This window comes from Xanthomonas sp. 3075, assembly GCF_014197275.1.
In the GTDB taxonomy this organism is placed as follows: domain Bacteria; phylum Pseudomonadota; class Gammaproteobacteria; order Xanthomonadales; family Xanthomonadaceae; genus Xanthomonas; species Xanthomonas campestris_B.
The window spans coordinates 105,981-130,446 of sequence record NZ_JACIFI010000011.1; the positions used below are offsets into that span (position 1 = coordinate 105,981).

Here is a 24,466-nt window from a genome sequence, read left to right on the forward strand (position 1 = left end):
GGTGCTGGCGGAGGATCGTAGGGATGATATAGCACTTGCTATTCTGTTGAGCATTGGCAAACTCAATCGTATTGATCGGCTGCGTGCTTCAAACTACGCATCCAGGCAATGCTGCCGGACGTGATAACGGGGATGAGGGTGGGCAAGAGCGAAAAGCCGGAGGTGGCCGCGCCGGTCCTGATCGATGCGCAGGTGCATATGGAGAGCTTCCGTCAGGTGCGCGAAGCGCGCCGCGCCGAGCTGGTGGAGGACTATGTGGAGCTGATCTCCGATCTGCTGGTCGATGGCGGCGAAGCGCGCCAGGTGGATATCGCGGCGCGCCTGGGCGTGGCCCAGCCGACCGTGGCCAAGATGCTAAAACGCCTGGTGCGCGACGGCTGGGTGGTGCAGCGCCCGTATCGCGGCGTCTTCCTGACCCCGGCCGGCGAGGCGCTGGCGGCGTCCAGCCGGCAGCGGCATCAGATCGTCGAGCGCTTCCTGCTGGCCCTGGGCATCGACGAAGCCACCGCGCGCCGCGATGCCGAAGGCATCGAACACCACGTCAGCGAAGCGACCGTCGCCGCATTCGCCGCTTTCCTGGAACGCCAGGGCGGCAGTGCCGGGTGAGCATGCCGCTGGAAGCGCCAGACGACGCTGCGCAGGCGCTGATCGACCGGCAATGGATGCAACGCGCCCTGCAATTGGCCGAACGTGCCGAGCGCGACTACGACGAAATTCCGGTTGGCGCCTTGCTGATCGATGCCGCCGGCAACGTGCTGGGCGAGGGCTGGAACTTCAACATCGCCAGCCACGATCCCAGCGCGCATGCCGAGATCATGGCCATGCGCGAGGGCGGCCGCCGCTTGTCCAACCATCGGCTGATCGGCTGCACGCTGTATGTCACGCTGGAGCCGTGCGCGATGTGCGCGATGGCAATGATCCATGCCCGCATCGCACGGGTGGTGTTCGCTGCCAGCGACCCCAAGACCGGTGCCTGCGGCAGCGTGTTCGATCTGCTCGCCGATCCGCGCCACAACCATCGCGTGCAGGTCAGCGGCGGCGTGCTGGCGGCCGAGGCAAGTCTGCGGCTGACCAATTACTTCAGGGCCAAGCGTGGCAAGCCGCCACTCGCGCCCTGAGCGGCGCGGCCGCGGTATGATGCGCGCCCTTCAGCATCTGGCCGGCGACGGCCCTTCACAGGACGGCGACATGGCAGACAACCTTGCGGGCAACGACCGACTGATCTGGATCGATCTGGAAATGACCGGCCTGGATACCGATCGCGATTCCATCATCGAGATCGCCACCATCGTCACCGATGCGCAGTTGAACGTGCTTGCCGAGGGGCCGGAACTGGCCATTGCCCATCCGCTGGCAACGCTCGAAGCGATGGACGAATGGAACCGCAACCAGCATCGTCGTTCCGGCCTGTGGCAGCGCGTGCTCGACAGCCAGGTCAGCCATGCTCAGGCCGAAGCGCAGACCATTGCGTTTCTGGGCGAGTGGATCCGCGCCGGCGCCTCGCCGATGTGCGGCAACTCGATCTGCCAGGATCGCCGCTTCCTGCACCGTCAGATGTCGCGCCTGGAGCGCTACTTCCACTACCGCAATCTCGACGTGTCCACCATCAAGGAACTGGCACGGCGCTGGGCGCCGACGGTGGCCAATGGGTTTGCCAAGAGCTCGGCCCACACCGCCTTGAGCGATGTGCGTGATTCGATCGACGAGCTGCGCCACTACCGGCAGTTCATGGGCGCGCTGGGCGGCGATCGCCAGGCCGACGTGCAGGGCTGAGCGCTGGTCACCGCGTCGCTGCGTACTGCACGTCCCCGGTTGCAAACGACGTACGCGCGGGTCTGCCCGCGCTGGTTGAATGCACCGGTCGAGCACGCGGCGATGACGGTGGATCTTCAATAAAAAGGCCGCATCACCTGATGCGGCCTTTTGCTTTTCCATCACGCCATCCAGGGCATCAACGCGCCAATGACGGTCCCTTGGTGACGTCGCCATCGTCTGTGACCCCCTTCAACAACAGGTCCGAAATCGGCTTGCCGTCGGCATCGTGGTGATACACATGCAGGTCGCGCTGCGGGTAGGGAAGGTTGAGCCCGTTCTCCAGCAACTGGTTGCGGATCTGCTCCAGCGTGGTGCTCTTGGCCGCGCCGAAATTGCTGTTGGTCGCATACGCGAACAACATCAGGTCCACCGTGCTTTCGCCCAGATTGGTCACCTGCACGAACGGTGCCGGCGAATCCAGGATGTTCGGATTGTCCTTGGCGATCTGCAGCAACAGCTGCTGGGCTTTTTTCAGATCGTCGTCATAGCCCACCCCCACGGTCACATCCAGACGCCGGTTGGGCAGGGTGCTGTAGTTGACGATCGGCGCAGTGGTAATCGTGCTGTTGGGCAGGGTGATCATGCGTTCGTCGAACGAGCGTAGCCGGGTCTGGAAGATCCGGATCTCGTCCACGATGCCTTCCTGGCCGGCAATCACCACGTGGTCGCCATCGCGCATCGGCCGCAACACGATCAGCATCACGCCTGCGGCGATGTTGGAGAGCGAATCCTTCAGTGCCAGGCCAACCGCCAGACCTGCCGCACCCAGTACCGCGATCAGCGAGGTCGGCGGCACGCCGATCTTGCTCAGTGCGCTCACAAACACCAGCACCAGCAGCAACGCATACAACACGTTGCGCAGGAAGTTGGTCAGCGTGATCTCGATGCGCGCGCGGGTCAGCGCACGGTGCAGCCACTGGCTGAGCTGTTTGGCCAGCCACATGCCGACCACGATGATCAGCAGCGCCAACCCCCAATTGAGCGCGTATTGCGCCCATGGGATGTTGGCCCAGTTGAATGCCGGCTTTGTCGCCGCAGGCACCGCGGTTACCGGCTTTGCGGCGGCTGCTCCGGCAGCCGCCGCCATCACAAATGCACCCACCATTTCGATCAGCTCTCGCTCTTGAGCTTGGCCAGACGCAACCAGGTATCGACCACGGTGTCAGGATTCAACGACACCGATTCGATGCCCTCCTGCATCAGCCATTCGGCCAGTTCCGGGTGATCCGACGGCCCCTGGCCGCAGATGCCCACATACTTGCCCTTGGCACGTGCCGACTTGATCGCCATCGACAGCAGCTTCTTGACTGCAGGATTCCGCTCGTCGAACAGGTGCGCCACGATCGACGAATCGCGATCCAGGCCCAGGGTCAGCTGGGTCAGGTCGTTGGAGCCGATCGAGAAGCCGTCGAAGATGTCCAGGAACTCGTCGGCCAGCAGCGCGTTGGACGGCAGTTCGCACATCATGATGATCTTCAGGCCGTTTTCGCCCTGCTTGAGCCCGTTCTGCTCCAGCACCTCGATCACCTTGCGGCCTTCTTCCAAGGTGCGCACGAACGGAATCATCACCCAGAGGTTGTCCAGGCCCATCTCGTTGCGCACCTTCAACACCGCCTTGCACTCCAGCGAGAAGGCCTTGGTGAAGGACGGATCGACATAGCGGCTGGCGCCACGGAAGCCGATCATCGGGTTCTCTTCATGCGGCTCGTAACGCGAACCGCCGATCAGGTTGGCGTACTCATTGGACTTGAAGTCCGACAAGCGCACGATCACCGTGTTCGGCGCCACCGACGCTGTCAGCGTGGCGATGCCCTCGGCCAGACGGTTGACGTAGAAGCTCACCGGATCGCCATAGCCTGCGGTCTTGGCGTCGATCTTCTTGCGGACGTCGGCGTCCTGCTTGTCGTATTCCAGCAGCGCGTTGGGATGGATGCCGATATGCGCGGCGATGATCATTTCCAGACGCGCCAGGCCGATACCGGCATTGGGCAGCTGGCCGAAGTCGAACGCACGCTCGGGGTTGGCCACGTTCATCATGATCTTGAGCGGGGCAGGCGGCATGTTGCCCAGATCGGTGGTGGTGCGCTCGAACGGCAGCAGGCCGTCGTAGATGAAACCGGTATCGCCTTCGGCGCAGCTCACCGTCACTTCCTGACCATCGCTGATCACATCGGTGGCATTGCCGGAGCCGACCACGGCCGGCACGCCGAGTTCGCGCGCGATGATGGCCGCGTGGCAGGTGCGGCCGCCACGGTTGGTGACGATCGCCGAGGCGCGCTTCATCACCGGCTCCCAATCGGGGTCGGTCATATCGGCAATCAACACATCGCCGGCCTGCACACGGTTCATGTCGTCCAGCGAACGCACTACACGTGCGACGCCGCTGCCGATCTTGGCGCCGACCGCGCGGCCTTCGACCAGGATCTTGGCGTCCTTGGCTTCCAGCGAGAAACGCTCGATCTGGGTGGCGTGGCTGCGCGACTTCACCGTCTCCGGGCGCGCCTGCACGATGAACAGCTTGCCGCTCACCCCGTCCTTGGCCCACTCGATATCCATCGGGCGGCCGTAATGCTTTTCGATCACCAATGCCTGCTTGGAGAGCTCCTGCACATCTTCATCGCTGATCGAGAAGGTGTTGCGCAGCTCTGCTGGCGTGTCTTCGGTACGCACGCGTTCGCCGGGCACATCCGAATACACCATGCGGATCGCCTTGCTGCCGAGCGAGCGGCGCAGGATCGCCGGCTTGCCTGCGCTCAGCGTGGGCTTGTACACATAGAACTCGTCGGGGTTGACCGCGCCTTGCACGACCATCTCGCCCAAACCGAAGCTCGAGGTGACGAACACCACATCGCGGAAACCGGACTCGGTGTCCAGGGTGAACAGCACGCCTGCGGCGCCGACGCCCGAGCGCACCATCAACTGCACGCCGGCCGACAGGAATACGTCTTCGTGCTTGAACCCGTGATGCACGCGATAGGCGATCGCGCGATCGTTGTAGAGACTGGCGAACACTTCCTTAACTTTATGCACGACGTCGTCCGCGCCGGTCACGTTGAGGAAGGTTTCCTGCTGGCCTGCGAACGAGGCATCGGGCAGATCTTCGGCGGTGGCCGACGAACGCACTGCCACCGCGACGTCGCCGCCGCCGTTTTCGGCACATAGCTGTGCGTAAGCGGTGCGGATGTCGCGGTCCAGTTCGGGATGCAGTGGCGCGTCGGTCACCCAGCTGCGGATTTCCTTGCCGGCCACGGTCAGCGCGTTGACGTCTTCGACATCCAGCGTGGCAAGCCTGTCGAAGATGCGTTTGGACAGATCGTTGTGCGCGATGAAGTCCTTGAATGCCTCCGCAGTGGTCGCATATCCACCAGGAACCGACACGCCCAGCCCGGCCAGGTTGCCGATCATCTCGCCGAGCGAGGAATTTTTACCGCCTACGCGGGCCAGATCGGCCAGGCGTAGCTCATGCAACCACAGGATATTCTCGTTCAAGCGCGATGCTCCGTATTGGCCATCGCCCGAGCGGGCTGGATGGCCGCGTCCGTAGGAAGAAGCCGCTATGATGCAGTGCACAGCAGAATATGCACAAGCATGAACCCGTAAGTTTTGAACACCAGTTCAAAGAGGTGGTCTTGATGTCAACAATCCGGCCGGTGTTTTACGTGTCCGATGGAACCGGTATCACCGCTGAAACGATTGGGCATAGCCTGCTCACGCAGTTCAGTGGATTCAACTTCGTCACCGACCGCATGTCGTTCATCGATGATGCAGAAAAAGCACGCGATGCAGCGATGCGTGTGCGCGCCGCTGGCGAGCGTTACCAAGTGCGCCCGGTGGTGGTCAACTCGTGCGTCGATCCCCAACTCAGCATGATCCTGGCCGAAAGCGGCGCATTGATGCTGGACGTGTTCGCGCCCTTCATCGAGCCGCTGGAGCGCGAGCTCAATGCGCCCCGGCACTCGCGTGTCGGGCGTGCGCACGGCATGGTGGACTTCGAGACCTATCACCGCCGCATCAATGCGATGAATTTCGCGCTGAGCCACGATGACGGCATCGCGCTCAACTACGACGAGGCCGACGTGATCCTGGTGGCGGTGTCGCGTGCCGGCAAAACGCCGACCTGCATCTACCTGGCCTTGCATTACGGCATTCGTGCCGCCAACTATCCGCTCACCGACGAAGATCTGGAAAACGAGAGTCTGCCGCCGCGGCTGCGCAACTACCGCAGCAAGTTGTTCGGCCTGACCATCGACCCGGAACGGCTGCAGCAGATTCGACAGGAACGTCGCGCCAACTCGCGCTACAGCGCGGCCGACACCTGCCGGCGCGAGGTGGCGATTGCCGAGCGCATGTTCCAGATGGAACGCATTCCCTCGCTCAGCACCACCAACACCTCGATCGAGGAAATTTCCAGCAAGGTGCTGTCCACGCTGGGGCTGCAGCGCGAGATGTTCTGAAGTTGCCGGGATTGGGAATTGAATGGCCGTGATGCGGTCGCTACGACGCGCGGTTGCTGCATGCCGCGCCAAACGCCTGAAACGCTGCCCGCGCAGTTCCGTGTCAGCTCTGAGGAAATGAAGTGGGGCCGGGCACTAGCCTGCCAAGGTAGGCCTGCCGTTGGGCCTCGTCAATGCTGCCCGAGTGGCAGCGCAGCGTGTAGGATTGATCCATGGCGCAAGCACTGAGCAAACTCGAACGCATCCCCAAGTTGAGCCGGTTCGGCTGGCTGATGGGCTTGTATGCAGAGAACTTCCAGCATCTGACCCGGTTGTTCGCACCGGCCGATCTGGCGCCCGGATCCTACGTCTCGACGATCGGCGATGGCCTGGACCTGCGTCTGGACGTGATCGAATGCCACCGCTACACGGTCGAGCTGCGGTTGACCTACGACCTGTGCGACCCGGTGACCGGTGAGCCGGACCCGTCGGCGTATGTCCGCCTGTACCGCGATGCCCGCCAGGCAGAGACCACGCATTGCTATGTCGGCCGACGCTGGCAGGATGTGATGGGCATGTTCCCGCCGCCGGCCGAGCTGATCAGCCACCGCATGCGCATGAATACCTTCCTGGGCAAGTGGCTGGACTACCTGGCCGAGCGCGGCCATGGCGTGGCCACGTTGCGTCTGGATACCGACTACGTCGCTCCGCCGCGTCCTGGGTCCCGCACCACCATCGGCTGAGCGACTGCCCGCCGCCGCGCCCTGTGCCGGATCGGTCATACTGATGCGCTTCGTGCCAGATCGCATGCCATGCCTTATACCCCCATCGTCGCCACGCTTGGCTACCTGTTGTCGCCGGATGGCACCCAGGTGCTGATGATCCACCGCAATGCCCGCCCGGGCGACCAGCACCTGGGCAAGTACAACGGGCTTGGCGGCAAGGTGGAAGCGGATGAGGATGTGCTGGCCGGCATGCGCCGCGAGATCCGCGAAGAGGCCGGCGTGGAGTGCGGCGACATGCAACTGCGCGGCACCATCAGCTGGCCGGGCTTCGGCAAGCATGGCGAGGACTGGCTGGGTTTTGTGTTCCTGATCCGCAGCTTTGAGGGCCAGCCACAGGCCTGCAACCCGGAAGGCACGCTGGAATGGGTGGCGATCGACCGCATGGACCAGGTGCCGATGTGGGAAGGCGACCGCAATTTTCTGCCGCTGGTGTTCGACGGCGATCCGCGTCCGTTTCATGGCGTCATGCCGTATCGCGATGGCCGCATGCAATCGTGGACGTACTCGCGCATCTGAGCGGCGGACGAAGCGACTGGGGAGGCGTGCGTGCCGCTCGCTGGTACGGCATCTGGCTCGTCGCTGTGCGGCCTCTGGCCTCTACGCGTCATCCATCGTCGCCTGCAAAGGGCGCTTCAATCCAGTGACAGCGACGCGTGACACCGCTGGCGAGCGCAAACATGGGCGCCCGGCGCGTCGCCTGCAGTGCGCTGGTCCAGCGTCGCTGTGCAGTTCTCCACATCTGCTGTGGATGAACGCTGCGCAAGTCTGTGGACAAGTGTGCACTGGCGTTGCGGCACAAGGCTATCGCATGGGCTGGTCAAATTTTCGCCAGCCGTGATTACTGCGCGGTCCAACCGCCATCGATGGCGATCGCTTGCCCGGTGATGTTGCGGGCAGCGTGCGACATCAAGAACGCGACCGTGCCGGCAAGCTCGTCGTACTCGATGAAGGCGCCCTTGGGCATCGGCTTGAGCATCACATCGCGGATCACCGCGTCTTCGGCGATGCCGCGCGTGCGCGCCTGATCTGCGATCTGGCGCTCTACCAGCGGGGTGCGCACATAGCTCGGGCACAAGGTGTTGACGGTGATGTTGCAGTCGGCGGTTTCCAATGCGATGACCTTGGCCAGGCCAACCAGGCCATGCTTGGCTGCGACATAGGCGCTCTTGTAAGGGCTGGCCACCAGCGAGTGAATGCTGCCGATGTTGACGATCCGTCCGTAGCCGGCCGTGCGCATGCCGGGCAGGACCGCGCGGCTGAGCCGGGCGGCGCCGGTCAGCATCACATCCACCAGCAAGGCCCAGTGCTGCATCGGGAATTTGTCCAGTGCGGCCACGTGCTGCAGGCCGGCGTTATTGACCAGCACCTGCGGCGGGTGTGATGCGTCAGCCAGCGCCCGCGCAATGCTTTCTTCGTCGGTCACATCCAGCGCCAGCGCTTCGGCCGAGCCGCCAGCCTCGTGCAGGCTGCGTGCGATGCGCTCGGCTGCCGTCAGTTGCATGTCGCTGACGATCAGGTGATGGCCGTCGGCGGCCAGTTGGGCGGCAATACCGGCGCCAATGCCGCTGCCCGCGCCGGTGATCAGGATGCTGCGCATCGGATGTTCCTTTGACGAACCGTGCGCGGCCGGAGCGGCCACGCTGATCGCCAGACTAGCGGAGTGTGGCGAAACGGTCGCCTGCATGCCCTGCGCGCGTTACCCTTTGCGCCTTGCTCTTCTCAGGTTCCGCATGAAACGCCATTTCTCGATGCTGCGCGATTTCCAACTCGCGGACTGGTTCACGCTGGCCAACGCCTTCTGCGGTACCGGCGCGGTGTTCGCGTCGATGCGCTTTCTGCAGGAAGGCCATCGCGGCGACCTGCTGCTGGGCATGGCCTTGATCCCGCTGGCATTCGTGTTCGATGCGCTGGACGGGCATGTGGCGCGCTGGCGCAAGGCGTCCTCGACCCTGGGCCGCGAGCTGGATTCGCTGGCCGATGTGATTTCGTTCGGGGTGGCCCCGGCGGCGCTGGGCTATGCCTGCGGCATGCGCGGCGGCTGGGATTGGCTGGTGCTGAGCTATTTCGTCTGCTGCGGCGTGAGCCGGCTGGCGCGTTACAACGTGACCGCCGAAGAGATCGCCGGCGAGGCCGACAAGGTGCCGTACTTCGAAGGCACCCCGATTCCCACCAGTCTGCTGCTGGTGATCCTGCTGGCGGTGGCCGCCAGCACTGGCCATATCGGGCAGACCCTGTGGTGGGGCCAGTGGCAACTCGGGCCGTGGCAGTTCCACCCGCTGGTGTTGCTGTTTGCGGTGTCCGGCTCGCTGATGATCAGCAAGACGCTGCGGATTCCCAAACCCTGACCGGTACAGCCGGGTACACGCGGTAGGATGGCTGGTGGACAGTCACGGGAAGGGATCATGGCAACCAGCGGTTCGGACAACGGCAACTTCGAAGACAAGGCGCGTCAGTACTGGAGCGCCTGGGGAGATGCCATGCGCCACGGCCAGTCCGCTTCCGCCGCGCAGCCTCCCCCGGCGCCCGGCAGCGATGCGCCGCAGGACTGGCGCAAGGCGGTGGACTGGTGGTCTCAGTTGCTGCCCACGCAGGCTGCACCGCAGGCGCAGGAGACGATCGACCGCTTCCGCAATCATGCGGGTGGCTGGTTCGGCACCATGCAACAGGTGGCCGCCCAGTTTGCAGGGCGCGACACCTCGGCCAATGAAGTCTCCGATGCCTGGCGGCATGCGGTGCAAGGGCAGGGCGAGCAACTGATGCAATGGACGCTGGGTTCGCTGCGTGGCGGCAGCCCCGGCGGTTTCGATCCCTGGCTGCAGGAGGCAGCGCAGTCCCTGGAGAAATGGCGCGAAGAAAATGCGCCGTGGCTGGAGATGCCCGCGTTCGGCTTGAATCGCAATCATCAATCGCGCCTGCAGAAGCTGGCACGTGCCCAGCAGGACTATCAGGCGCAGTCGCAGGCCTATGGCGAGCAACTCAAGGCGGCCATCGAGCAGGCCTTCACGCGCTTCACTTCCAAACTGAGCGAGCACGAAAGCAGCGGCAGTCAGCTGACCAGCGCGCGTGCCTTGTTCGATCTGTGGATCGAAGCGGCCGAAGAATCCTATGCCGACATCGCGTTGTCTGACCACTTCCGCACCGTGTATGGCGGCTTCGCCAACGCGCATATGCGCCTACGCGCAGCCTTGCAGGAAGAAGTCGAACAGCTGAGCGAGCGCTTCGGGATGCCGACGCGTTCGGAAATGGATGCCGCGCATCGCCGCATCGCCGAACTGGAGCGTGCGGTGCGACGGATGCTGCGCACTGCCGCTGGTCAGACGGGCAAGCCTGCAACAGCGCCGACGCCTGATCCGGTCGCGCCGGTCGCGGCCAAGCGTGCGGCGACGCCGACATCGGATGCTGCGCCAAAGCCGGCAGCTGCAACGAGCGCGGTGAAGAAGACTGCCGCGCAGAAGACGGCGGCCAAGACGAAGACCGCAGCAGCCAAGCCATCGGCCCGCAAATCCAGCAACACGCCGACCGCACGCAAACCACGTGGAGCGCAGCAATGAAAGGCCCGTTGGGATTCAGCGCCGAAGACCTGATGCAGGAAACCCTGTCGCTGCAGCGCAAGCTGCGCGAAGGCCTCAAGCTGCTGCCCGGCGTCGAAGACGTGGACTACGGCGTCACCGAGCGCGAAGAAATCTGGCGCGACGGCAAGGTGGTGCTGTATCGCTTTGTCGGGGAGCAGGCGCCGGTCGCCAAGACGCCGCTGTTGATCGTCTACGCGTTGGTCAATCGTCCCTACATGGTCGATCTGCAGGCCGATCGCTCGCTGGTCAAAGGTCTGCTCGGTCACGGTCAGGATGTCTACGTGCTGGACTGGGGCTACCCGGACCGCTCCGAGCGGTATCTCACGCTGGAAGACTATCTGCTGCGCTACATCGACGGTGCGGTGGATCATCTGCGCGCGCAGTCGGGCCTGGACGCGGTCGATGTGCTCGGTATCTGCCAGGGCGGCACATTCGCGCTGTGCTACGCGGCGCTGCAACGGCCCAAGGTACGCAACCTGATCACCATGGTCACGCCGGTGGATTTCCATACTCCCGACAACATGCTCTCCAACTGGGCGCGCATGGTCGATGTGGATCTGTTCGTGGACACCATGGGCAATGTGCCGGCGGATCTGATGAACGCCAGTTACCTGATGCTCAAGCCGTTCCGGCTGAATCTGCAGAAGTACGTCGGCTTGCTCGACATCCTGGACGACAAGCAGGCGCTGGAAGATTTCCTGCGCATGGAAAAGTGGATCTTCGATTCGCCCGATCTGGCCGGCGAGGCCTTCCGCGAGTTTGTCACCCTGTTCTATCAACGCAACGGGCTGGTGACCGGGCAGGTCACCATCGGCGGGCAGGCGGTCGATCTGCAGGCTGTCGATATGCCGGTGCTCAACATCTACGCCGAGCACGATCATCTGGTGCCGCCGGATGCCTCGCGTGCATTGCGCGGGCTGGTGGGTAGCGACGATTACACCGAGCTGAGTTTCCGTGGCGGGCACATCGGCATTTACGTGTCCGGCCGTGCGCAACGTGAAGTGCCGGTGGCGATCCATCGTTGGTTGCAGGCGCGTGGCGGCGACACCTGATGCGGTGTCGCGCGGCGGTGCGGGCGCCTGCCGCTGCATCCAACTGGCCGCAGCGACCATCACGACACGCTGTCGCCGGGATTTTTACACTTTCGACTCGATTTGCAGGAGTCTTGCCATGTCCACGACCACCGCACTGTCCCGTTCCCTCAACGATCGCATGATCGCCGGCGTGGTCGGCGGTATCGCGCGCCGGTTCGGCTGGAGCTCCACGCTGCTGCGCGTGTTGTTCGTCATCGTGTCGATCGCCTCCGCCGCGTTTCCCGGCATTCTGGTCTATCTGATCCTGTGGCTGCTGATCCCCAACCAGGCCGATTGACGCCCGCCCGGCGCCGCAGGTCTGCATTGCATGTGATCGGCGCCTTGTGGACGCTGCCCAATACCCTGATCGGCCTGGTGATCGGTGCGGCCGGCAGCTGCTTCGGCGCGCGCCCGCGCTGGTCCAGCCAGGAACTTGCGGTGGTATTCCATGCCTGGCCCTGGGGGCCGGGCGGGGCGATGACGCTGGGCAATGTGATGCTGCTCAAGGGCGCCTCGCTCGATCTGCAATGCAGCACCTACGCGCATGCTGCCGGACGTTGCCAGCACCCTCCGGTGCGCCTGGGCGATCACGAGCGCGCCCATGTCTACCAGTACATGCTGCTCGGCCCGCTGTTCCTGCCGGTGTACTTCCTGTGCGGCGGCATCCACGTACGCAACCCGCTGGAGCGGGCTGCAGATACCTATGCGATGCACGGCCACGGCTGGTGGCCGTGGATGTCTCAGCGCACTCGGGAAAACCCGAACAACTCCGACAACGGGTGAGGCCTGCCTTCCAGCTGCGCCCGCAATAGCCCTGCGCCGATCGCGCTGTAGGTGATGCCGTTGCCGCCGTAAGCCATGGCGAACGACACCCGCGGCCCGTGTTCGGGGTGCGGGCCGAAGAACGGCAATCCATCTGCGGTTTCGGCAAAGGTGCCGCCCCAGGCAAAGACCGGGCGCAGGCTGACATCGGGCATGGTCCTGGCGATTTTTTTCAGCAATGTCTTCAGTTTGCTCTGCACACGCGCATCGCGGCGCGCGGGAATGTCCACGTTGTCGTCCTCACCACCGGCCACCACGCGTCCATCCGGCGTGCTACGCACGTACAGATACGGGCGCGCGGTCTCCCACATCATGGTGTGCTTGAGCGCGCCCATTTCGCTGTCATGCAAGGGATCGGTCACGAACGCGTAGCTGCTGCGGTTGCGTGCCACGCGCTGCGACAGCCACTGCTGGTTTCCATAGCCTGCGGCCATGATGACGTGCTGGGCGCGTAGCGTGACGCCGTCCTGGGTGCGCAACACGACATGCTGGTCGTGGGATGCAAGGGTGGCAATCGTGCTGCGGTCGTAAATGCGCGCGCCGTATTGCTCGCACTCGGCAAACAGCCGGTAGCACAGCCGATACGGATCGACGCTGGCAGCCAGGCGGCTCAGGATCGCACCGTCCGAGCGCACGCCGTAGTTGTGCCATAGCGGCGCGCGCTCGATCCATTCCACCGGGAGCTTGTGCGCTTTTCGGCTATCGAGTTCGCTGCGCAGGTCGTCGATGTCCCGTGCCCGGCTGGCGTAGTACAGGCTGTCCTGGCGCGAGAAGTCGCAGCCGCCAAGCGTATTGCAAAGGCCTTGCAGGTCGACGATGGCTTGCGCGCACGCGCCATAGGCCAGTGCAGCCGCCGGCATGCCGTGCTGTCTGGCCAGTTCGATCATTGGTGTATCGATTTCGTACTGCAGCAAGGCGGTGCTGGCCGACGTGCTGCCCCAGCCGATCTCGCGTTGCTCGATCACGACCACGTCGTGTCCGTGCTTGAGCAGTTCGTGCGCGATCAATGCGGCGGTGACACCACCACCGACGATGGCGACCTCGCACTGGGTGTCTTGCTCCAGGCGCGGGTAGGCACGCATCAACCCATTGCGGATCGACCAGAACGGGTAGCCACTTTTGAGATCCATACAGTGTTGTAAGCAAACGGGTGGATCGCGATTTGACGGCCAAGCGGGGTGAAGCGATCGTGAGGTGGCCGTGGACGTGCGATGGTCACCAAACCGCAAACAGCCGGCGTTAACGTGCGTGCAAAGCTCATCACAGCGCGGTCGTTATCCTCGCGCCACTAACGCAGCAACAGCAGAATAGAAGGTGTGGGTATGTCGATCGTTCTGTACGTCGGTGGCAGCAAAGATGGCGACAAGGGCGTGGTGCCTTACGGCTTCAGCAAGTCGCGCACGATGACCGATACCGGCCCGGAGATCTATGTCGAGCGCATGGTGCCGCTGAAGGATGTCGGCAAGATCCGCGTGATGGCGTTGGAATCGCTGCAGGAAAGCATCCTGGTCGAGCGCGCCGCCACCCATTACGCGCGTCGCGTCAGCTAAGCGCGACTCTCCCAATGCTCGCGCTCGCCACCAGGCGGGCGCGGCAGGTTCACCGAATCGGCATCCCTCAGTCGTTCATTCCGGTTGCTCCGGGCCATTCGCGCCCACCTGACGACCGCTGACTGGTTTTGTCAGCCGCTCCATCGTGCGCCGGCATAGGTTTACGGTGGTCCTGTCAACGGGTTCCCGCGGCGGGCCAGCACTGCGAAAATGCTTTTTTCAGTGAAGCGGTTCCGGCCGCGCCGCCATGCACGATAGCCAGCTTGCCCAGCAGATCGCTCGCACCATCGCCGACGAGATCGGTGCCCAACCCGCCCAGGCGCGCGCCGCCATTGCCCTTCTCGACGAGGGTGCCAGCGTTCCGTTCATCGCCCGCTACCGCAAGGAGGTCACCGGCGGGCTGGACGACACCCAGTTACGTAACCTGGAAACGCGCCTGACCTATCTGCGCGAGCTGGAAGAGCGCCGCGCGGCGATCCTGTCCAGCATCGGCGAGCAGGGCAAACTCAGCGACGAATTGCGCAACGAGATCGCCGCCGCCGATACCAAGTCGCGGCTGGAAGATCTGTATCTGCCTTACAAGCCCAAGCGCCGCACGCGGGCGCAGATTGCGCGCGAAGCCGGCCTCGAACCGCTGGCCGACGGCCTGCTGGCCGACCCGAACCAGGCCCCGGAAGTCGCTGCTGCGCCGTTCATCGATGCAGAGAAGGGTGTTGCCGATATCAAGGCGGCGCTGGAAGGGGCGCGTGCGATCCTGATGGAGCGTTGGGGCGAAGACGCTGCGCTGGTCGGCGAGCTGCGCAGCTGGCTCAACGACAACGGCATCATCCGCGCGCGCGTCGCCGAAGGAAAGGAAGACGCCGGCGCCAAGTATCGCGATTACTTCGACCATGCCGAATCCCTGTCCAAGATTCCCTCGCACCGGCTGCTGGCGCTGTTTCGCGCGCGGCGTGAGGAATTTCTGTATCTGGACCTGGAGCCGGGCAACGATGCCGAGGCCGGCCACCGCTATGCCGAAGGGCGGGTTGCACGTAACGCCGGCATTGCCGACCAGGGGCGCCCGGCCGATCGCTGGTTGCTGGATGCGTGCCGGCTGACCTGGCGCGCCAAGCTGCACATGCATCTGCTGCTGGATCTGTTCAACCAGGCGCGCGAAAAGGCCGAGGCCGAGGCGATCGCCGTATTCGGTGACAATCTCAAGGACCTGATGCTGGCCGCACCCGCCGGTCAGCGTGTGGTGCTGGGGCTGGACCCGGGCATCCGCACCGGTTGCAAGATCGCCGTGGTCGATGCCACCGGCAAGCTGGTGGCGACCGAGACCATCTATCCGCACGAGCCCAAGCGGCAGTGGGATCAGTCGCTGCAGACGATCAAGAAGCTGTGCATGCAGCACAACGTGGAGCTCATCGCGATCGGCAACGGGACGGCCAGCCGGGAGACCGACAAGCTGGCCGGTGAGGCGATTGCGCTGTGCGAGGGAGCCAAGTTGCAGAAGATCGTGGTCAGCGAGGCAGGCGCATCGGTGTATTCGGCGTCCGAGTTCGCCGCCAAGGAATTCCCCAATCTGGACGTGTCGCTGCGCGGTGCGGTATCGATCGCGCGACGGCTGCAGGATCCGTTGGCCGAGTTGGTGAAGATCGAGCCGAAGGCAATCGGCGTGGGCCAGTACCAGCACGACGTGGACCAGTACCGCCTGGCCAAGGCGCTGGACGCGCGCGTGGAAGACTGCGTCAACGCGGTGGGCGTGTACGTCAACACCGCCTCGGCGGCATTGCTGGCGCGCGTGTCCGGGTTGTCGAGCACGGTGGCGGAAAACATCGTGCGCCATCGCGACGACAACGGGCCGTTCAAGCGTCGCAAGGATTTGCTCAAGGTGCCGCGCCTGGGCGACAAGACCTTCGAACAATGCGCCGGCTTTTTGCGCATCGCCGATGGCGAGGAGCCGTTGGATGTATCGGCGGTGCACCCGGAAGCCTACCCGGTGGTGGAGCGCATCGTCGGCAGCACCGGCAAGCCGATCAAGGCGTTGCTGGGTGATGGCAGCTTTCTGCGTGGCCTCAAGGCGGAGCTGTTCACCGACGAACAGTTCGGCGTACCGACCGTGCGCGACATCCTGAAAGAGCTGGAAAAACCCGGCCGCGATCCGCGTCCCGAGTTCAAGGCCGCGCAGTTTGCCGAGGGCATCGAGGACATCAAGCACCTCAAGCCCGGCATGGTGCTCGAAGGGGTGGTCAGCAACGTGGCCGCATTCGGCGCGTTCGTCGATATCGGCGTGCATCAGGATGGGTTGGTGCACATCTCCGCGTTGTCGGACACCTTCGTCAAGGATCCGCGCGATGTGGTCAAGGCTGGCGACATCGTCAAGGTCAAGGTGTTGGAAGTGGATGTGGCGCGCAAGCGCATCGCACTGACCCGACGCCTGTCCGATAGCCCGCCGCCGGCCGATGGCACAGCGCCATCGCGCGACGCGCGCGGAAACGGTGGTCCGGGGCAGGGCCGGCGCGAGGGTGGCGGTGGACGTGGACCGGCGCAGGGCAACAGCAAGCCGCGCACCACGGCTCCCCCGGCCGATAACGCACTGGCTGCCGCATTCGCCCGCGCCAAGCGCACCTGAGTCATGCTGCCTGGCGTGGCGACTGTCGTTGAGTGGGTGTCGTAGAGCGGATATGTAACGTTGCTGCAGGGCCCTTGCCCGCCCACCGTCGCGGGACACGCTGCAAGTACGTCCTTGTAAGCGCTTACGCGGCATCCATGCCGCGTAAGGTCCCGCGACGGTGGGCGGGCAAGGACCAGTCGAGTTAATCGGTGCGCATAGCTTTCAATAAAACAGCCGGCAAACTGTCTGGCGTGGTGTCCTCACCGATCGCTGGACCGTGTGGCGGCATGGATGCCGCCACACGAGCCCCCAGGGACGGGTTCACGGCGTGTCCCGCGAGCGGCGAGGGCACCGCGCGCTCGATGACCTGAGCTTTTGACTGCATCCAACACGCGACGCGACAAATCGAATCCCGTTGTGCCGATGTAGCCTGGAATGAAGGGTGCAGCCTGCAATGAAGTCGGGCGGCAATCGAAGCGTGCCGGATGTCAGACGGTGCGCTCCTGCAAGAAATTCTGCATTTGCGATCAGGTCGTTGGCCTTCTTCCTGCCCCCTGTCTGCGTTCTTTTTACCAGTCGCTATCGGGCGATCTCACGCCTCTCCCGGCACCGCGCGCCTCGGCAACACCAGACGTTCGATCAGATCGACCAGGCCGGGCGGTTCGACCGGTTTGCCCATATGCGCATCGAAGCCGGCCACCACCGCGCGGTCGCGATCTTCTTCGCGCACATAGGCGGTGAGGGCGATCGCCGGGATATGTCGTGGCAGGTCGGTGCGCCCCGAGCGCACCGTGCGGATCAGGTCGTAGCCATCGCGCAGCGGCATGGCGATATCGCTCACCAATACATCGAACTGCGCATCGGCCAGGCACTGTTCGGCGATATCCACCGAGCCGGCTGCCTGTACCTGTGCGCCGGCAAGCATCAGAAATTGCATGACCGCCTCACGCGAATCCTGATCGTCGTCGACCAGCAACAGTCGCACGCCGTCCAGGCGCCCATGGCAGTCGGCAGGCAACGGACCCACCTGCGCGGTGGCAGTGCCCGACGATGCCGGACGTAGGTCGCTGACCCCATGCTGGAACGGCAGCACGATGGTGAACATCGATCCCTTGCCTTCGCCGGCACTGGAGGCGCCCAGGCTGCCGCCGTGCAGATCGATCAACTGGCGCGAGATGGACAAGCCTAGCCCCAGCCCGCCGACGCGGCGCGTGGTGCCGGCATCGGCCTGCCGGAAGCGGTCGAACACATGCGGCAGGAAGTCGGCGGCGATGCCGATGCCGGTGTCCTGCACGCACAACCGCAGCCGATCGTCTTCGATGTCCAGCGCCACCCGCACCGTTCCCGTAGGCGCAGTGAACTTGAGCGCATTGCTGAGCAGGTTGGTCAGCACCTGCTGCAACCGTCCGGCATCGCCAAAGAACCACAATTCGCCTTCGGCAGGCGCATCCAGTTCCAGCTTGATATCCCGTGCGAGCGCGGTTGGTTGCATCAGTTCCACCGTGCTGCGCGCCAGACCGGCGATGTCGAAGTGTTCGGCTTGCAGACGGATCTTGCCGGACAGAATCGCGCTCATGTCCAGCAGGTCGTCGATGATCTGGGTCTGCGCACGCGCACTGCGCTCGATGATGACCAGGCCCCTGCCCAGATTGGCTGGCTCGAACACCTCGGACTGCATCAGCCGCGACCACCCCAGGATGGCGTTGAGCGGGGTGCGCAACTCGTGGCTGAGCGTGGCCAGGAATTCGTCCTTGATCCGGCTGGCATGCTCGGCCTGGCTGCGTGCGGCGGTCTCGGCTTGCAGCGATTGTTTGAGCTTGGCATCCACCCGCGTGCGCTCGATGACGATGCCGGCCAGGTGCGACGCGGAGCGCGCCATTGTCTGTTCGCGCAGCGAGGGCTGGTGCGGGCGGTCGTAATAGATGTTGAGTGTGCCCAGCACCTGGCCATTGCTGGCCACGATCGGCGTCACACAACACGCCCTGATGCCCATCGCGACCGAGATCGCCTGATGCTGGCTGAAGTTCGGGTCGTTCTGGATGTCTTCGCAGATCACCTGGCGCCCGATAAACGCAGCGCGCGCGCAGGGCGGCCCGTCCGCGCTGATCGGCGCCGGTTCGAACTGCCCGTGATAATCGATCGGAAAGTGCGGCGCCGAACCGAAGGCCAACCTATGGTGGATTTCGTCCAGCACCATCACCGCGCAGTACAACGGAATCTCGCCACGTGCCTCCACGCTCAATGCGATGGCATCCAGTACCACCGGTAGCGGTGCGCCCGTGGTGATCAGGCTCAGGATCGCGCGGTCGGACGCGGTGGCATCCTCGATGTGCTTGCGTTCGGAAATGTCGGTAAGCGAACCGATATGGCCAAGAAACCGTCCATCGCTGGCAAAGTGCGGCGAGGCGGTGTCGATGCACCAGCGATACTGCCCGTCGTGGCGGCGAACGCGGTATTCGGCAACAAACTCGCCGCGCTGCGCCAGCGCTTGCTCAAACGATTGGCGCACGCGCGCATCATCGTCTGGATGCATGACGTCCCACCAGCCCTGATCCATCGCCTGGTCTTCGGCCTGCTCGGTGAAGTGGTACCAGCGCGGATTCCAGTAGATGCAATTGCCTTGCGCATCGGACATCCAGATCATTGCCGGCACGGTTTCGCACAACGCGCGGAAGCGCGCTTCGCTTTCGCTCAGTCGCTGTTCGAACGCACGGCGGTCATGGATGTCGGTATAGGTGCCGATCCATTCGCTGATATCGCCTTCATCGCTGCGCACCGGCAGGGCGCGCGCCAGATGCCAGCGTGGTTGGCCGTCGTGACGCAGCAGCTCGCATTCCATTTCATAGGCGCGCTCGCCGCTCAGTGCCGATGTCCAGGCCTGGTCGGACATGCACAACCCGTCGGCGGTGTGCGCCCGCTGCCAGGCCGCGTCTTCGTTGCTGGCCGGATCCAGCCCGGTGTATTCGTACCAGCGCCGGTTGAAGTAATGCGGCTGTCCATCCGGCCCGGCGATGAAGATGATCTGCGGCAGGGTATCGGCCAATTGGCGTAAACGCGCTTCGTTGGCAGCCAGCTGTTGTTGCGCCTTGGCCCGTTGCATCGATTCCCAGCAGCGCGCCGCGACCAGGCGGACCAGCTCGATCTCGCTCGACAACCACCGCCGCGGTGTGCGCTGATGCACCCCGATCGCCGCGACCAGATTGCCATGTTTATGGAATGGGATCGCCAACGATGCGCGCAGACCCGAGCGCCGGTATTCGTCTACCACGTAGTCCGGTGCGCCCGGTGCCATCGCGTCGGTGGTGAACCATGGGCGGTTTTCCAGCAAGGCATCGCGCAGCCCCTGCGCCAATTCCATCGGGAAATCACCTTGCAGGCTCGGCATGTCCTTGACGTAATCGCTGATCACATGCAGGGTCCGGCCATCGTCACTTGGCAGGCCGAACCCGCAGCGATTGGCCTGCAGATGCTCACCGAGCAAGCGCATGCTGGTATCGATGATCTGACGTGGATCGGAGATGTGCTGCAGCGCGTCTTCGAGCATCAACAGAAAACTATCGCGGCTCTCACCGTTGCGTTGATGGGTGACATCGAAGCCGTGCACCAGAATCGCGTCGATGCGGCCATCGCTGTCGCGCATCGGCTGGTAGAGGAAGTCCACGAAGATTTCATCCAACGCAGCGGTCGGCGTGCGTTGCAGGTAGGCGGTCATCGATTCGCCAATGAACGGCTCGCCACTGCGCCGCACTTCGTCGAGTAGCCGCTGATAGCCTTGATCGACGATTTCCGGCATCGCCTCGACCAACGACCGTCCGATCAATGGCCGATCCCCAGCCAATGCATGAAAGCGCTGGTTCGCGCTTTCGACAATGTAGTCAGGCCCGCGCAGCACGGCCATGAAGGCCGGCGATTGCTCGAGCACCGAGGGGGCCGGCAGCAGCGCCGCATCGCTGCGGACAGCGCAGACAGTGGGGGCGAGCGCATTGGCAACGTAGAGCGTCCCCACCTGTTGTCCAGCGTGCAGGACCGGGCTGCACGACCACGCCGCCAGGTTCAGCGCCGCCGCTGCATCGGCATGCATGTCGTCGGCGACGGACACATCGACGCGCGTTGCCAGCGGTTGCCCGAAGGCCGCAGGGTGTCGCCGACCCAGCAATGCAATGCAGGCATCGTTATAGATGCAGCGCGCGTCGCTCCCCCAGACCAGCAGCATCGGCACCTGCGCGTGCAGACAGACAGACAGCGTTGTGTGCAGCGCCGGCGTATCGCGCAGTAACGGATCTGCGGCGCAGGTCGATGCCAGCAACAGCACCGCGGTTTCGCTCGCCTTCGGCAGCAGGCCCGCAAACGGCGACACGGTAATACCCATCCCAGCGATCCGTCCGTAAATGTTCTATGTCAGATTCTAGTGGCAACCACGTCCGTAACGAAGGCTGGCAGCCGGCACAACGTCGCCGTTGGCGACAGGGGGGGGCAGAAGTGGTGCCAAGTGCTGCATCACCGCCTGCATGGCGCTGGCGCAACCTAGGGGCGCGTCTGGGAAACGTGCGCGGAAGGACGGATGTCGGCGGTTAACTGCTGGCGTCGCTCAGTTGCCGCGCCCTGGACAAGGCATTGACCAATTCGTCGGCGAGATAGGGCTTGGTCAGAATGATGCCGCGTTCGAAACCGCTCGGGATGCTGGCACTGGCAACGCCGGTGGCGAGCACGAACGGAATCCCGCGTCCGGCCAACCGTCGCGCAACCGGCTCACTGGTCTCGCCGTTGCCCAGGCGATAGTCCAGCACCGCAATGTCGGGGGCGTCGGTATCGATCAACTGCAGCGCCTCTTGAACCTCGCCAACCGGTCCCATCACCACCGCACCCGCCTGGACGAGCTGCAATTCAAGCAGCATGGCATTCATGTCATCGTTTTCGACCACGAGTACCCGAACTCCACGCAACACCGACATTGCTTACTCCTTCACTTAAGTCAGCCAGTATATCGAGCCAGCCGGGCTGCGGCGCTGCAGACCTCGCTTGCAGCTGAATCCCTCAGGCGCATCACACCACTGTTCGTTTCGTTCACAAGTCGCTATACTGCGCGGCCACGCCGAAGTGGCGGAATCGGTAGACGCAGCGGATTCAAAATCCGCCGCCCTTAAAAGCGTGTGGGTTCGAGTCCCACCTTCGGCACCAAGATCCAGCAGTACACGCAAAGCCCTTCTGGCGAAATCCAGAGGGGTTTTTGCTGTGTGCGATTCGAATCGCGGTGGGTTGCAGCGGCCAGGCGGTCGAGTGCCCACGCGGATGTGCAAACACCTGGGCCGCTGTGGTGCGGTTGCCAGGTAGGTTGGCTTCGCGATTGATGCGTGCCGTGCCTGAGTTCTTCGTACGCTCTGTTGCCGCCAAGCGAGGGATCCTGCGTCCATGCGCTGCGCCTGGATGCAGGCTGCATATCGGGATCGGCATTCAACGGCCGCGCAAGGCACGCAGTCCTCACGCCGGGTGCGTACCGTGGACGTCTCCTTTCAAGCAGGTGGCCTTCATGGACTTTGATTCTGCGCAACAGCTGCGCATTCTTCGCGACATCCACGACACCAAGCCAGTAAGCGACGAAGAGGGCAATTGGGCGGTGCGCGCCGGCTACGCAACGCAGGCCGAGGACGGTGATATCGACCTTACGCACGAAGGCCGCAAGGCGCTGGATGACGAGCAGGCCTGAAGCTGCGCGTTGCGCGTGATCTGCGATGCAGGTAACGCGAGCGAGTAGGGGGATGAGTTGCGCAGTGGAGACACATCACAACAGGGCTGCGTTGTACGCATGCATGCGATCAGGCAAACGACGGATGCTGCAATCCCTGTCGCAGTAAAAACATCAGGCAAAAAAAACCTCGGCAATGCCGAGGTTTTTAGATGATTGGCGTCCCCACGGGGATTCGAACCCCGGTGTCCACCGTGAAAGGGTGGTGTCCTAGGCCTCTAGACGATGGGGACGCGTATCAAACCTGGTTGTAGATTCCTGACGGCCTATGTCCGGAATTTGGTGGAGCCAGGCGGGATCGAACCGCCGACCTCCTGCATGCCATGCAGGCGCTCTCCCAGCTGAGCTATGGCCCCACGATGCTGCGAGCCGGAAATCATAGCGGCATCGGCAGTGCTTGGGAAGAGAGTCTGCGTAAAAAGATTCGCATGATGCGTTCGCTTGTAACGACAGGCGTGCAGCCGTGCGCGTTGCGCGAAGAAGCTACCCGCGATCGGGAGAGCGCCGCGTTGATCTGGAACGGTCATGGCGCAATCCGGGTCGGCGGCGCACAGGTGCTGCCAATGATGTGGTGGTGCCGATCCCGGCGCGTGGCGTGATCGAATGGAGAGCGCCATGCGATTGCTGCGCAGCCGCGACACGCCTGCCTTGCGGGCAGAAAGGGGGCATTTACACGATAGGCTCGCATCGCCGCGACGCTCTGTGTGTTGTCCCGTTGTCGCTTGCCAAGTAGCGAGGTGCGAGTGATTGAACAACGATTTTCAGGGATGCGCGCGACTGTGTTCTCAGCAACGGGATGCCGCAAAGATGGAGGGCAGCGCTTGAGTGTGGCAGGACCCCGGTCGATGCAAAAAACACACAAAAAAAAGCCCCGGCAATGCCGAGGCTTTTAGATGATTGGCGTCCCCACGGGGATTCGAACCCCGGTGTCCACCGTGAAAGGGTGGTGTCCTAGGCCTCTAGACGATGGGGACGCATATCAAAACCTGAGTTGTCTTCCTGACGGCCTAAGCCAGGAGTGGTGGAGCCAGGCGGGATCGAACCGCCGACCTCCTGCATGCCATGCAGGCGCTCTCCCAGCTGAGCTATGGCCCCACGAAACTGAGAACGAAATGATAGCGGCCTGTTAATGTTCGTGCAAGTGCTTTTTCATTCCGAATGAGACGGCGCGTGCCGCGCCGTCAGTTCACTTCACGCCATGCAGATCGCGCAGCTGCGTCTGCCGCGCGCCGAAATATGCGGCCAGATCGGCGATGTCCTGGTCGCTGAGCGCGGTCGCCTGCGCCGTCATCAGCGGGTGCTGGCGATCGCCGCTGCGATAGGCCTGCAAGGCGTGCGCAAGATAGTCGCCGTACTGGCCGCCGAGCTTGGGATAGCTTGGATCGATCGGCGCATTGCCGTCTGCGCCGTGGCAATCCACGCAGCTTTGGCCAGTGGCCTTGCCTTTTGCGTGGGCCAGTTTGTCGCCGGCGTCGGCGCGCCCGGACGGCAAGCCCGCCGACGAGCCGGAACCGTGCTCGCCACTGGCGTGGCCGGCATCGCCGGCAGAGTGATCGGTGGATTCAACTTGCGATTGAGAACAGGCCGCCATCATCAGGGCAGCGACCAGGACGATGGCTAGACGCGGAGCGTACAGGGCGTTCGGCATGTGGGCGCTTACTTGAGAGTGGACAGAAAGGCGGCGATGTCAGCGATGTCCTGCTCGGAGAAACTCTGCGCCTGCGCCTGCATGGTCGGATGCTTGCGCTTGCCCTGACGGTATTCGGTCAGCGCCTGGGTCAGATATTGGCTGGACTGGCCGCCGATCTTGGGAACGCGATAACTGGGGTAGGCGTTCTTGTACCCGGTGACTCCGTGGCAGCCCTGGCAGGTGTAGGCGAGCAGACGACCATTGGACGGATTGCCGGTCGGTGCCGCAGACGCGGGGGACGCGGGGGACGCAGGGACAGCTGCGGCAGGCGGCGTGGCCGGTGCTGCAGGTGTGACTGACGGTGTCGCTGATGCGCCCCCAAACGGCAGGAAGACGACCAGAGCGAGACAAGCGGCGAGCGGCTGCGGGCGCATGGTTTCGTATCCG

At 63.8% G+C, this 24,466-nt stretch carries 23 protein-coding genes, 5 tRNA genes and 1 pseudogene; 16 read left to right on the top strand and 13 right to left on the bottom strand.

Translation table 11 applies throughout. From position 1 onward, the window contains the following. Window positions 1–138 precede the first annotated feature (138 nt). The 3 genes from mntR to orn all read left to right on the top strand — a co-directional run bounded on the left by mntR (window position 139) and on the right by orn (window position 1,773). Window positions 139–606: a manganese-binding transcriptional regulator MntR gene (gene mntR / locus GGR62_RS12140; RefSeq protein ID WP_184408208.1), complete on the top strand. Its 468-nt coding sequence runs from the start codon at window positions 139–141 to the stop codon at window positions 604–606. Then, complete coding sequence (gene tadA, locus GGR62_RS12145; RefSeq protein WP_184408151.1) at window positions 603–1,118, top strand: tRNA adenosine(34) deaminase TadA; 516 nt, start codon at window positions 603–605, stop codon at window positions 1,116–1,118. The genes mntR and tadA overlap by 4 nt, the downstream gene beginning before the upstream one ends. A 70-nt stretch (window positions 1,119–1,188) precedes the next feature. After that, window positions 1,189–1,773 carry an oligoribonuclease gene (orn, locus tag GGR62_RS12150; protein WP_184408152.1) on the top strand — a complete coding sequence of 195 codons (585 nt, stop codon included), beginning with the start codon at window positions 1,189–1,191 and terminating at the stop codon, window positions 1,771–1,773. A 178-nt stretch (window positions 1,774–1,951) separates the two neighbouring features. On the opposite strand, the gene GGR62_RS12155 is transcribed toward orn, so the two are convergent. Both GGR62_RS12155 and ppsA read right to left on the bottom strand, forming a co-directional pair. Beyond that, complete coding sequence (locus GGR62_RS12155; protein WP_184408209.1) at window positions 1,952–2,926, bottom strand: mechanosensitive ion channel domain-containing protein; 975 nt, start codon at window positions 2,924–2,926, stop codon at window positions 1,952–1,954. Beyond that, entirely contained in the window at window positions 2,926–5,304 is a 2,379-nt protein-coding gene (gene ppsA, locus GGR62_RS12160) for a phosphoenolpyruvate synthase (RefSeq protein ID WP_184408153.1), read from the bottom strand. The genes GGR62_RS12155 and ppsA overlap by 1 nt, the downstream gene beginning before the upstream one ends. 143 nt (window positions 5,305–5,447) lie before the next feature. On the opposite strand from ppsA, the gene GGR62_RS12165 reads away from it, so the two are divergent. From GGR62_RS12165 to GGR62_RS12175, 3 genes are all read left to right on the top strand, one after another. Then, on the top strand, window positions 5,448–6,269 hold the full coding sequence (locus GGR62_RS12165; protein WP_184408154.1) for a pyruvate, water dikinase regulatory protein: 822 nt from the start codon (window positions 5,448–5,450) through the stop codon (window positions 6,267–6,269). 212 nt (window positions 6,270–6,481) lie between these two features. Next, on the top strand, window positions 6,482–6,991 hold the full coding sequence (locus GGR62_RS12170) for a DUF1249 domain-containing protein (RefSeq protein WP_184408155.1): 510 nt from the start codon (window positions 6,482–6,484) through the stop codon (window positions 6,989–6,991). A gap of 69 nt (window positions 6,992–7,060) precedes the next feature. Next, window positions 7,061–7,549 (top strand): 8-oxo-dGTP diphosphatase, encoded by a 489-nt coding sequence (locus tag GGR62_RS12175; RefSeq protein ID WP_184408156.1) that lies wholly within the window; start codon window positions 7,061–7,063, stop codon window positions 7,547–7,549. Window positions 7,550–7,871: 322 nt separating this feature from the next. On the opposite strand, the gene GGR62_RS12180 is transcribed toward GGR62_RS12175, so the two are convergent. Continuing rightward, window positions 7,872–8,630 (bottom strand): 3-hydroxybutyrate dehydrogenase, encoded by a 759-nt coding sequence (locus GGR62_RS12180; protein WP_184408157.1) that lies wholly within the window; start codon window positions 8,628–8,630, stop codon window positions 7,872–7,874. 85 nt (window positions 8,631–8,715) lie between these two features. On the opposite strand from GGR62_RS12180, the gene GGR62_RS12185 reads away from it, so the two are divergent. The 5 genes from GGR62_RS12185 to GGR62_RS12205 all read left to right on the top strand — a co-directional run bounded on the left by GGR62_RS12185 (window position 8,716) and on the right by GGR62_RS12205 (window position 12,461). After that, window positions 8,716–9,378 (top strand): CDP-alcohol phosphatidyltransferase family protein, encoded by a 663-nt coding sequence (locus GGR62_RS12185; RefSeq protein WP_184408158.1) that lies wholly within the window; start codon window positions 8,716–8,718, stop codon window positions 9,376–9,378. Between the two features lie 54 nt (window positions 9,379–9,432). Then, window positions 9,433–10,584 (top strand): class III poly(R)-hydroxyalkanoic acid synthase subunit PhaE, encoded by a 1,152-nt coding sequence (phaE, locus tag GGR62_RS12190; protein ID WP_184408210.1) that lies wholly within the window; start codon window positions 9,433–9,435, stop codon window positions 10,582–10,584. After that, entirely contained in the window at window positions 10,581–11,657 is a 1,077-nt protein-coding gene (locus GGR62_RS12195; protein ID WP_184408159.1) for a class III poly(R)-hydroxyalkanoic acid synthase subunit PhaC, read from the top strand. Before phaE ends, GGR62_RS12195 begins: the two co-directional genes overlap by 4 nt. A 118-nt stretch (window positions 11,658–11,775) precedes the next feature. Next, window positions 11,776–11,976: a PspC domain-containing protein gene (locus GGR62_RS12200; RefSeq protein ID WP_184408160.1), complete on the top strand. Its 201-nt coding sequence runs from the start codon at window positions 11,776–11,778 to the stop codon at window positions 11,974–11,976. Continuing rightward, window positions 11,973–12,461, top strand: a complete 489-nt coding sequence (locus GGR62_RS12205; RefSeq protein ID WP_184408161.1) for a hypothetical protein — start codon at window positions 11,973–11,975, stop codon at window positions 12,459–12,461. The genes GGR62_RS12200 and GGR62_RS12205 overlap by 4 nt, the downstream gene beginning before the upstream one ends. On the opposite strand, the gene GGR62_RS12210 is transcribed toward GGR62_RS12205, so the two are convergent. Beyond that, complete coding sequence (locus GGR62_RS12210; RefSeq protein ID WP_184408162.1) at window positions 12,419–13,630, bottom strand: FAD-dependent oxidoreductase; 1,212 nt, start codon at window positions 13,628–13,630, stop codon at window positions 12,419–12,421. The two genes, GGR62_RS12205 and GGR62_RS12210, sit on opposite strands and share 43 nt — an antisense overlap. Window positions 13,631–13,822: 192 nt before the next feature. On the opposite strand from GGR62_RS12210, the gene GGR62_RS12215 reads away from it, so the two are divergent. After that, the gene (locus GGR62_RS12215; RefSeq protein WP_184408163.1) at window positions 13,823–14,050 is read left to right on the top strand and encodes a hypothetical protein; all 228 of its coding nucleotides are present in this window, start codon (window positions 13,823–13,825) and stop codon (window positions 14,048–14,050) included. Between the two features lie 247 nt (window positions 14,051–14,297). Next, complete coding sequence (locus tag GGR62_RS12220) at window positions 14,298–16,664, top strand: Tex family protein (protein WP_184408164.1); 2,367 nt, start codon at window positions 14,298–14,300, stop codon at window positions 16,662–16,664. 574 nt (window positions 16,665–17,238) lie between these two features. Here the strand turns inward: GGR62_RS12220 and GGR62_RS12225 are convergent. The 3 genes and pseudogenes from GGR62_RS12225 to GGR62_RS12230 form a co-directional block, all read right to left on the bottom strand. Then, the gene (locus GGR62_RS12225) at window positions 17,239–20,652 is read right to left on the bottom strand and encodes a PAS domain S-box protein (RefSeq protein ID WP_326520256.1); all 3,414 of its coding nucleotides are present in this window, start codon (window positions 20,650–20,652) and stop codon (window positions 17,239–17,241) included. Beyond that, window positions 20,635–21,015: pseudogene (locus GGR62_RS21445) on the bottom strand (histidine kinase); the annotation flags it as partial. The pseudogene GGR62_RS21445 and the gene GGR62_RS12225, both read right to left, overlap by 18 nt. Before the next feature lie 202 nt (window positions 21,016–21,217). Beyond that, entirely contained in the window at window positions 21,218–21,598 is a 381-nt protein-coding gene (locus GGR62_RS12230; RefSeq protein WP_184408166.1) for a response regulator, read from the bottom strand. Between the two features lie 139 nt (window positions 21,599–21,737). Here GGR62_RS12230 and GGR62_RS12235 point away from each other — a divergent pair. Continuing rightward, window positions 21,738–21,824 (top strand) — tRNA-Leu (locus GGR62_RS12235). A 349-nt stretch (window positions 21,825–22,173) separates the two neighbouring features. Beyond that, window positions 22,174–22,350 (top strand): hypothetical protein, encoded by a 177-nt coding sequence (locus GGR62_RS12240; RefSeq protein ID WP_184408167.1) that lies wholly within the window; start codon window positions 22,174–22,176, stop codon window positions 22,348–22,350. A gap of 196 nt (window positions 22,351–22,546) precedes the next feature. Here GGR62_RS12240 and GGR62_RS12245 read toward each other — a convergent pair. Both GGR62_RS12245 and GGR62_RS12250 read right to left on the bottom strand, forming a co-directional pair. Beyond that, window positions 22,547–22,622 (bottom strand) — tRNA-Glu (locus GGR62_RS12245). A 47-nt stretch (window positions 22,623–22,669) separates the two neighbouring features. Then, window positions 22,670–22,745, bottom strand: a tRNA-Ala gene (locus tag GGR62_RS12250). Between GGR62_RS12250 and GGR62_RS12255 the strand changes: the two genes are divergently transcribed. Next, window positions 22,713–22,988 (top strand): hypothetical protein, encoded by a 276-nt coding sequence (locus GGR62_RS12255; protein WP_184408168.1) that lies wholly within the window; start codon window positions 22,713–22,715, stop codon window positions 22,986–22,988. The genes GGR62_RS12250 and GGR62_RS12255 overlap by 33 nt on opposite strands. Before the next feature lie 299 nt (window positions 22,989–23,287). Here the strand turns inward: GGR62_RS12255 and GGR62_RS12260 are convergent. From GGR62_RS12260 to GGR62_RS12275, 4 genes are all read right to left on the bottom strand, one after another. Beyond that, window positions 23,288–23,363 (bottom strand) — tRNA-Glu (locus GGR62_RS12260). A 45-nt stretch (window positions 23,364–23,408) separates the two neighbouring features. Continuing rightward, window positions 23,409–23,484: transfer RNA gene (locus GGR62_RS12265), tRNA-Ala, on the bottom strand. Window positions 23,485–23,575: 91 nt separating this feature from the next. Then, entirely contained in the window at window positions 23,576–24,037 is a 462-nt protein-coding gene (locus GGR62_RS12270; RefSeq protein ID WP_184408169.1) for a cytochrome c, read from the bottom strand. A gap of 8 nt (window positions 24,038–24,045) precedes the next feature. Beyond that, entirely contained in the window at window positions 24,046–24,453 is a 408-nt protein-coding gene (locus GGR62_RS12275) for a cytochrome c (RefSeq protein ID WP_184408170.1), read from the bottom strand. Between the last annotated feature and the right edge of the window lie 13 nt (window positions 24,454–24,466).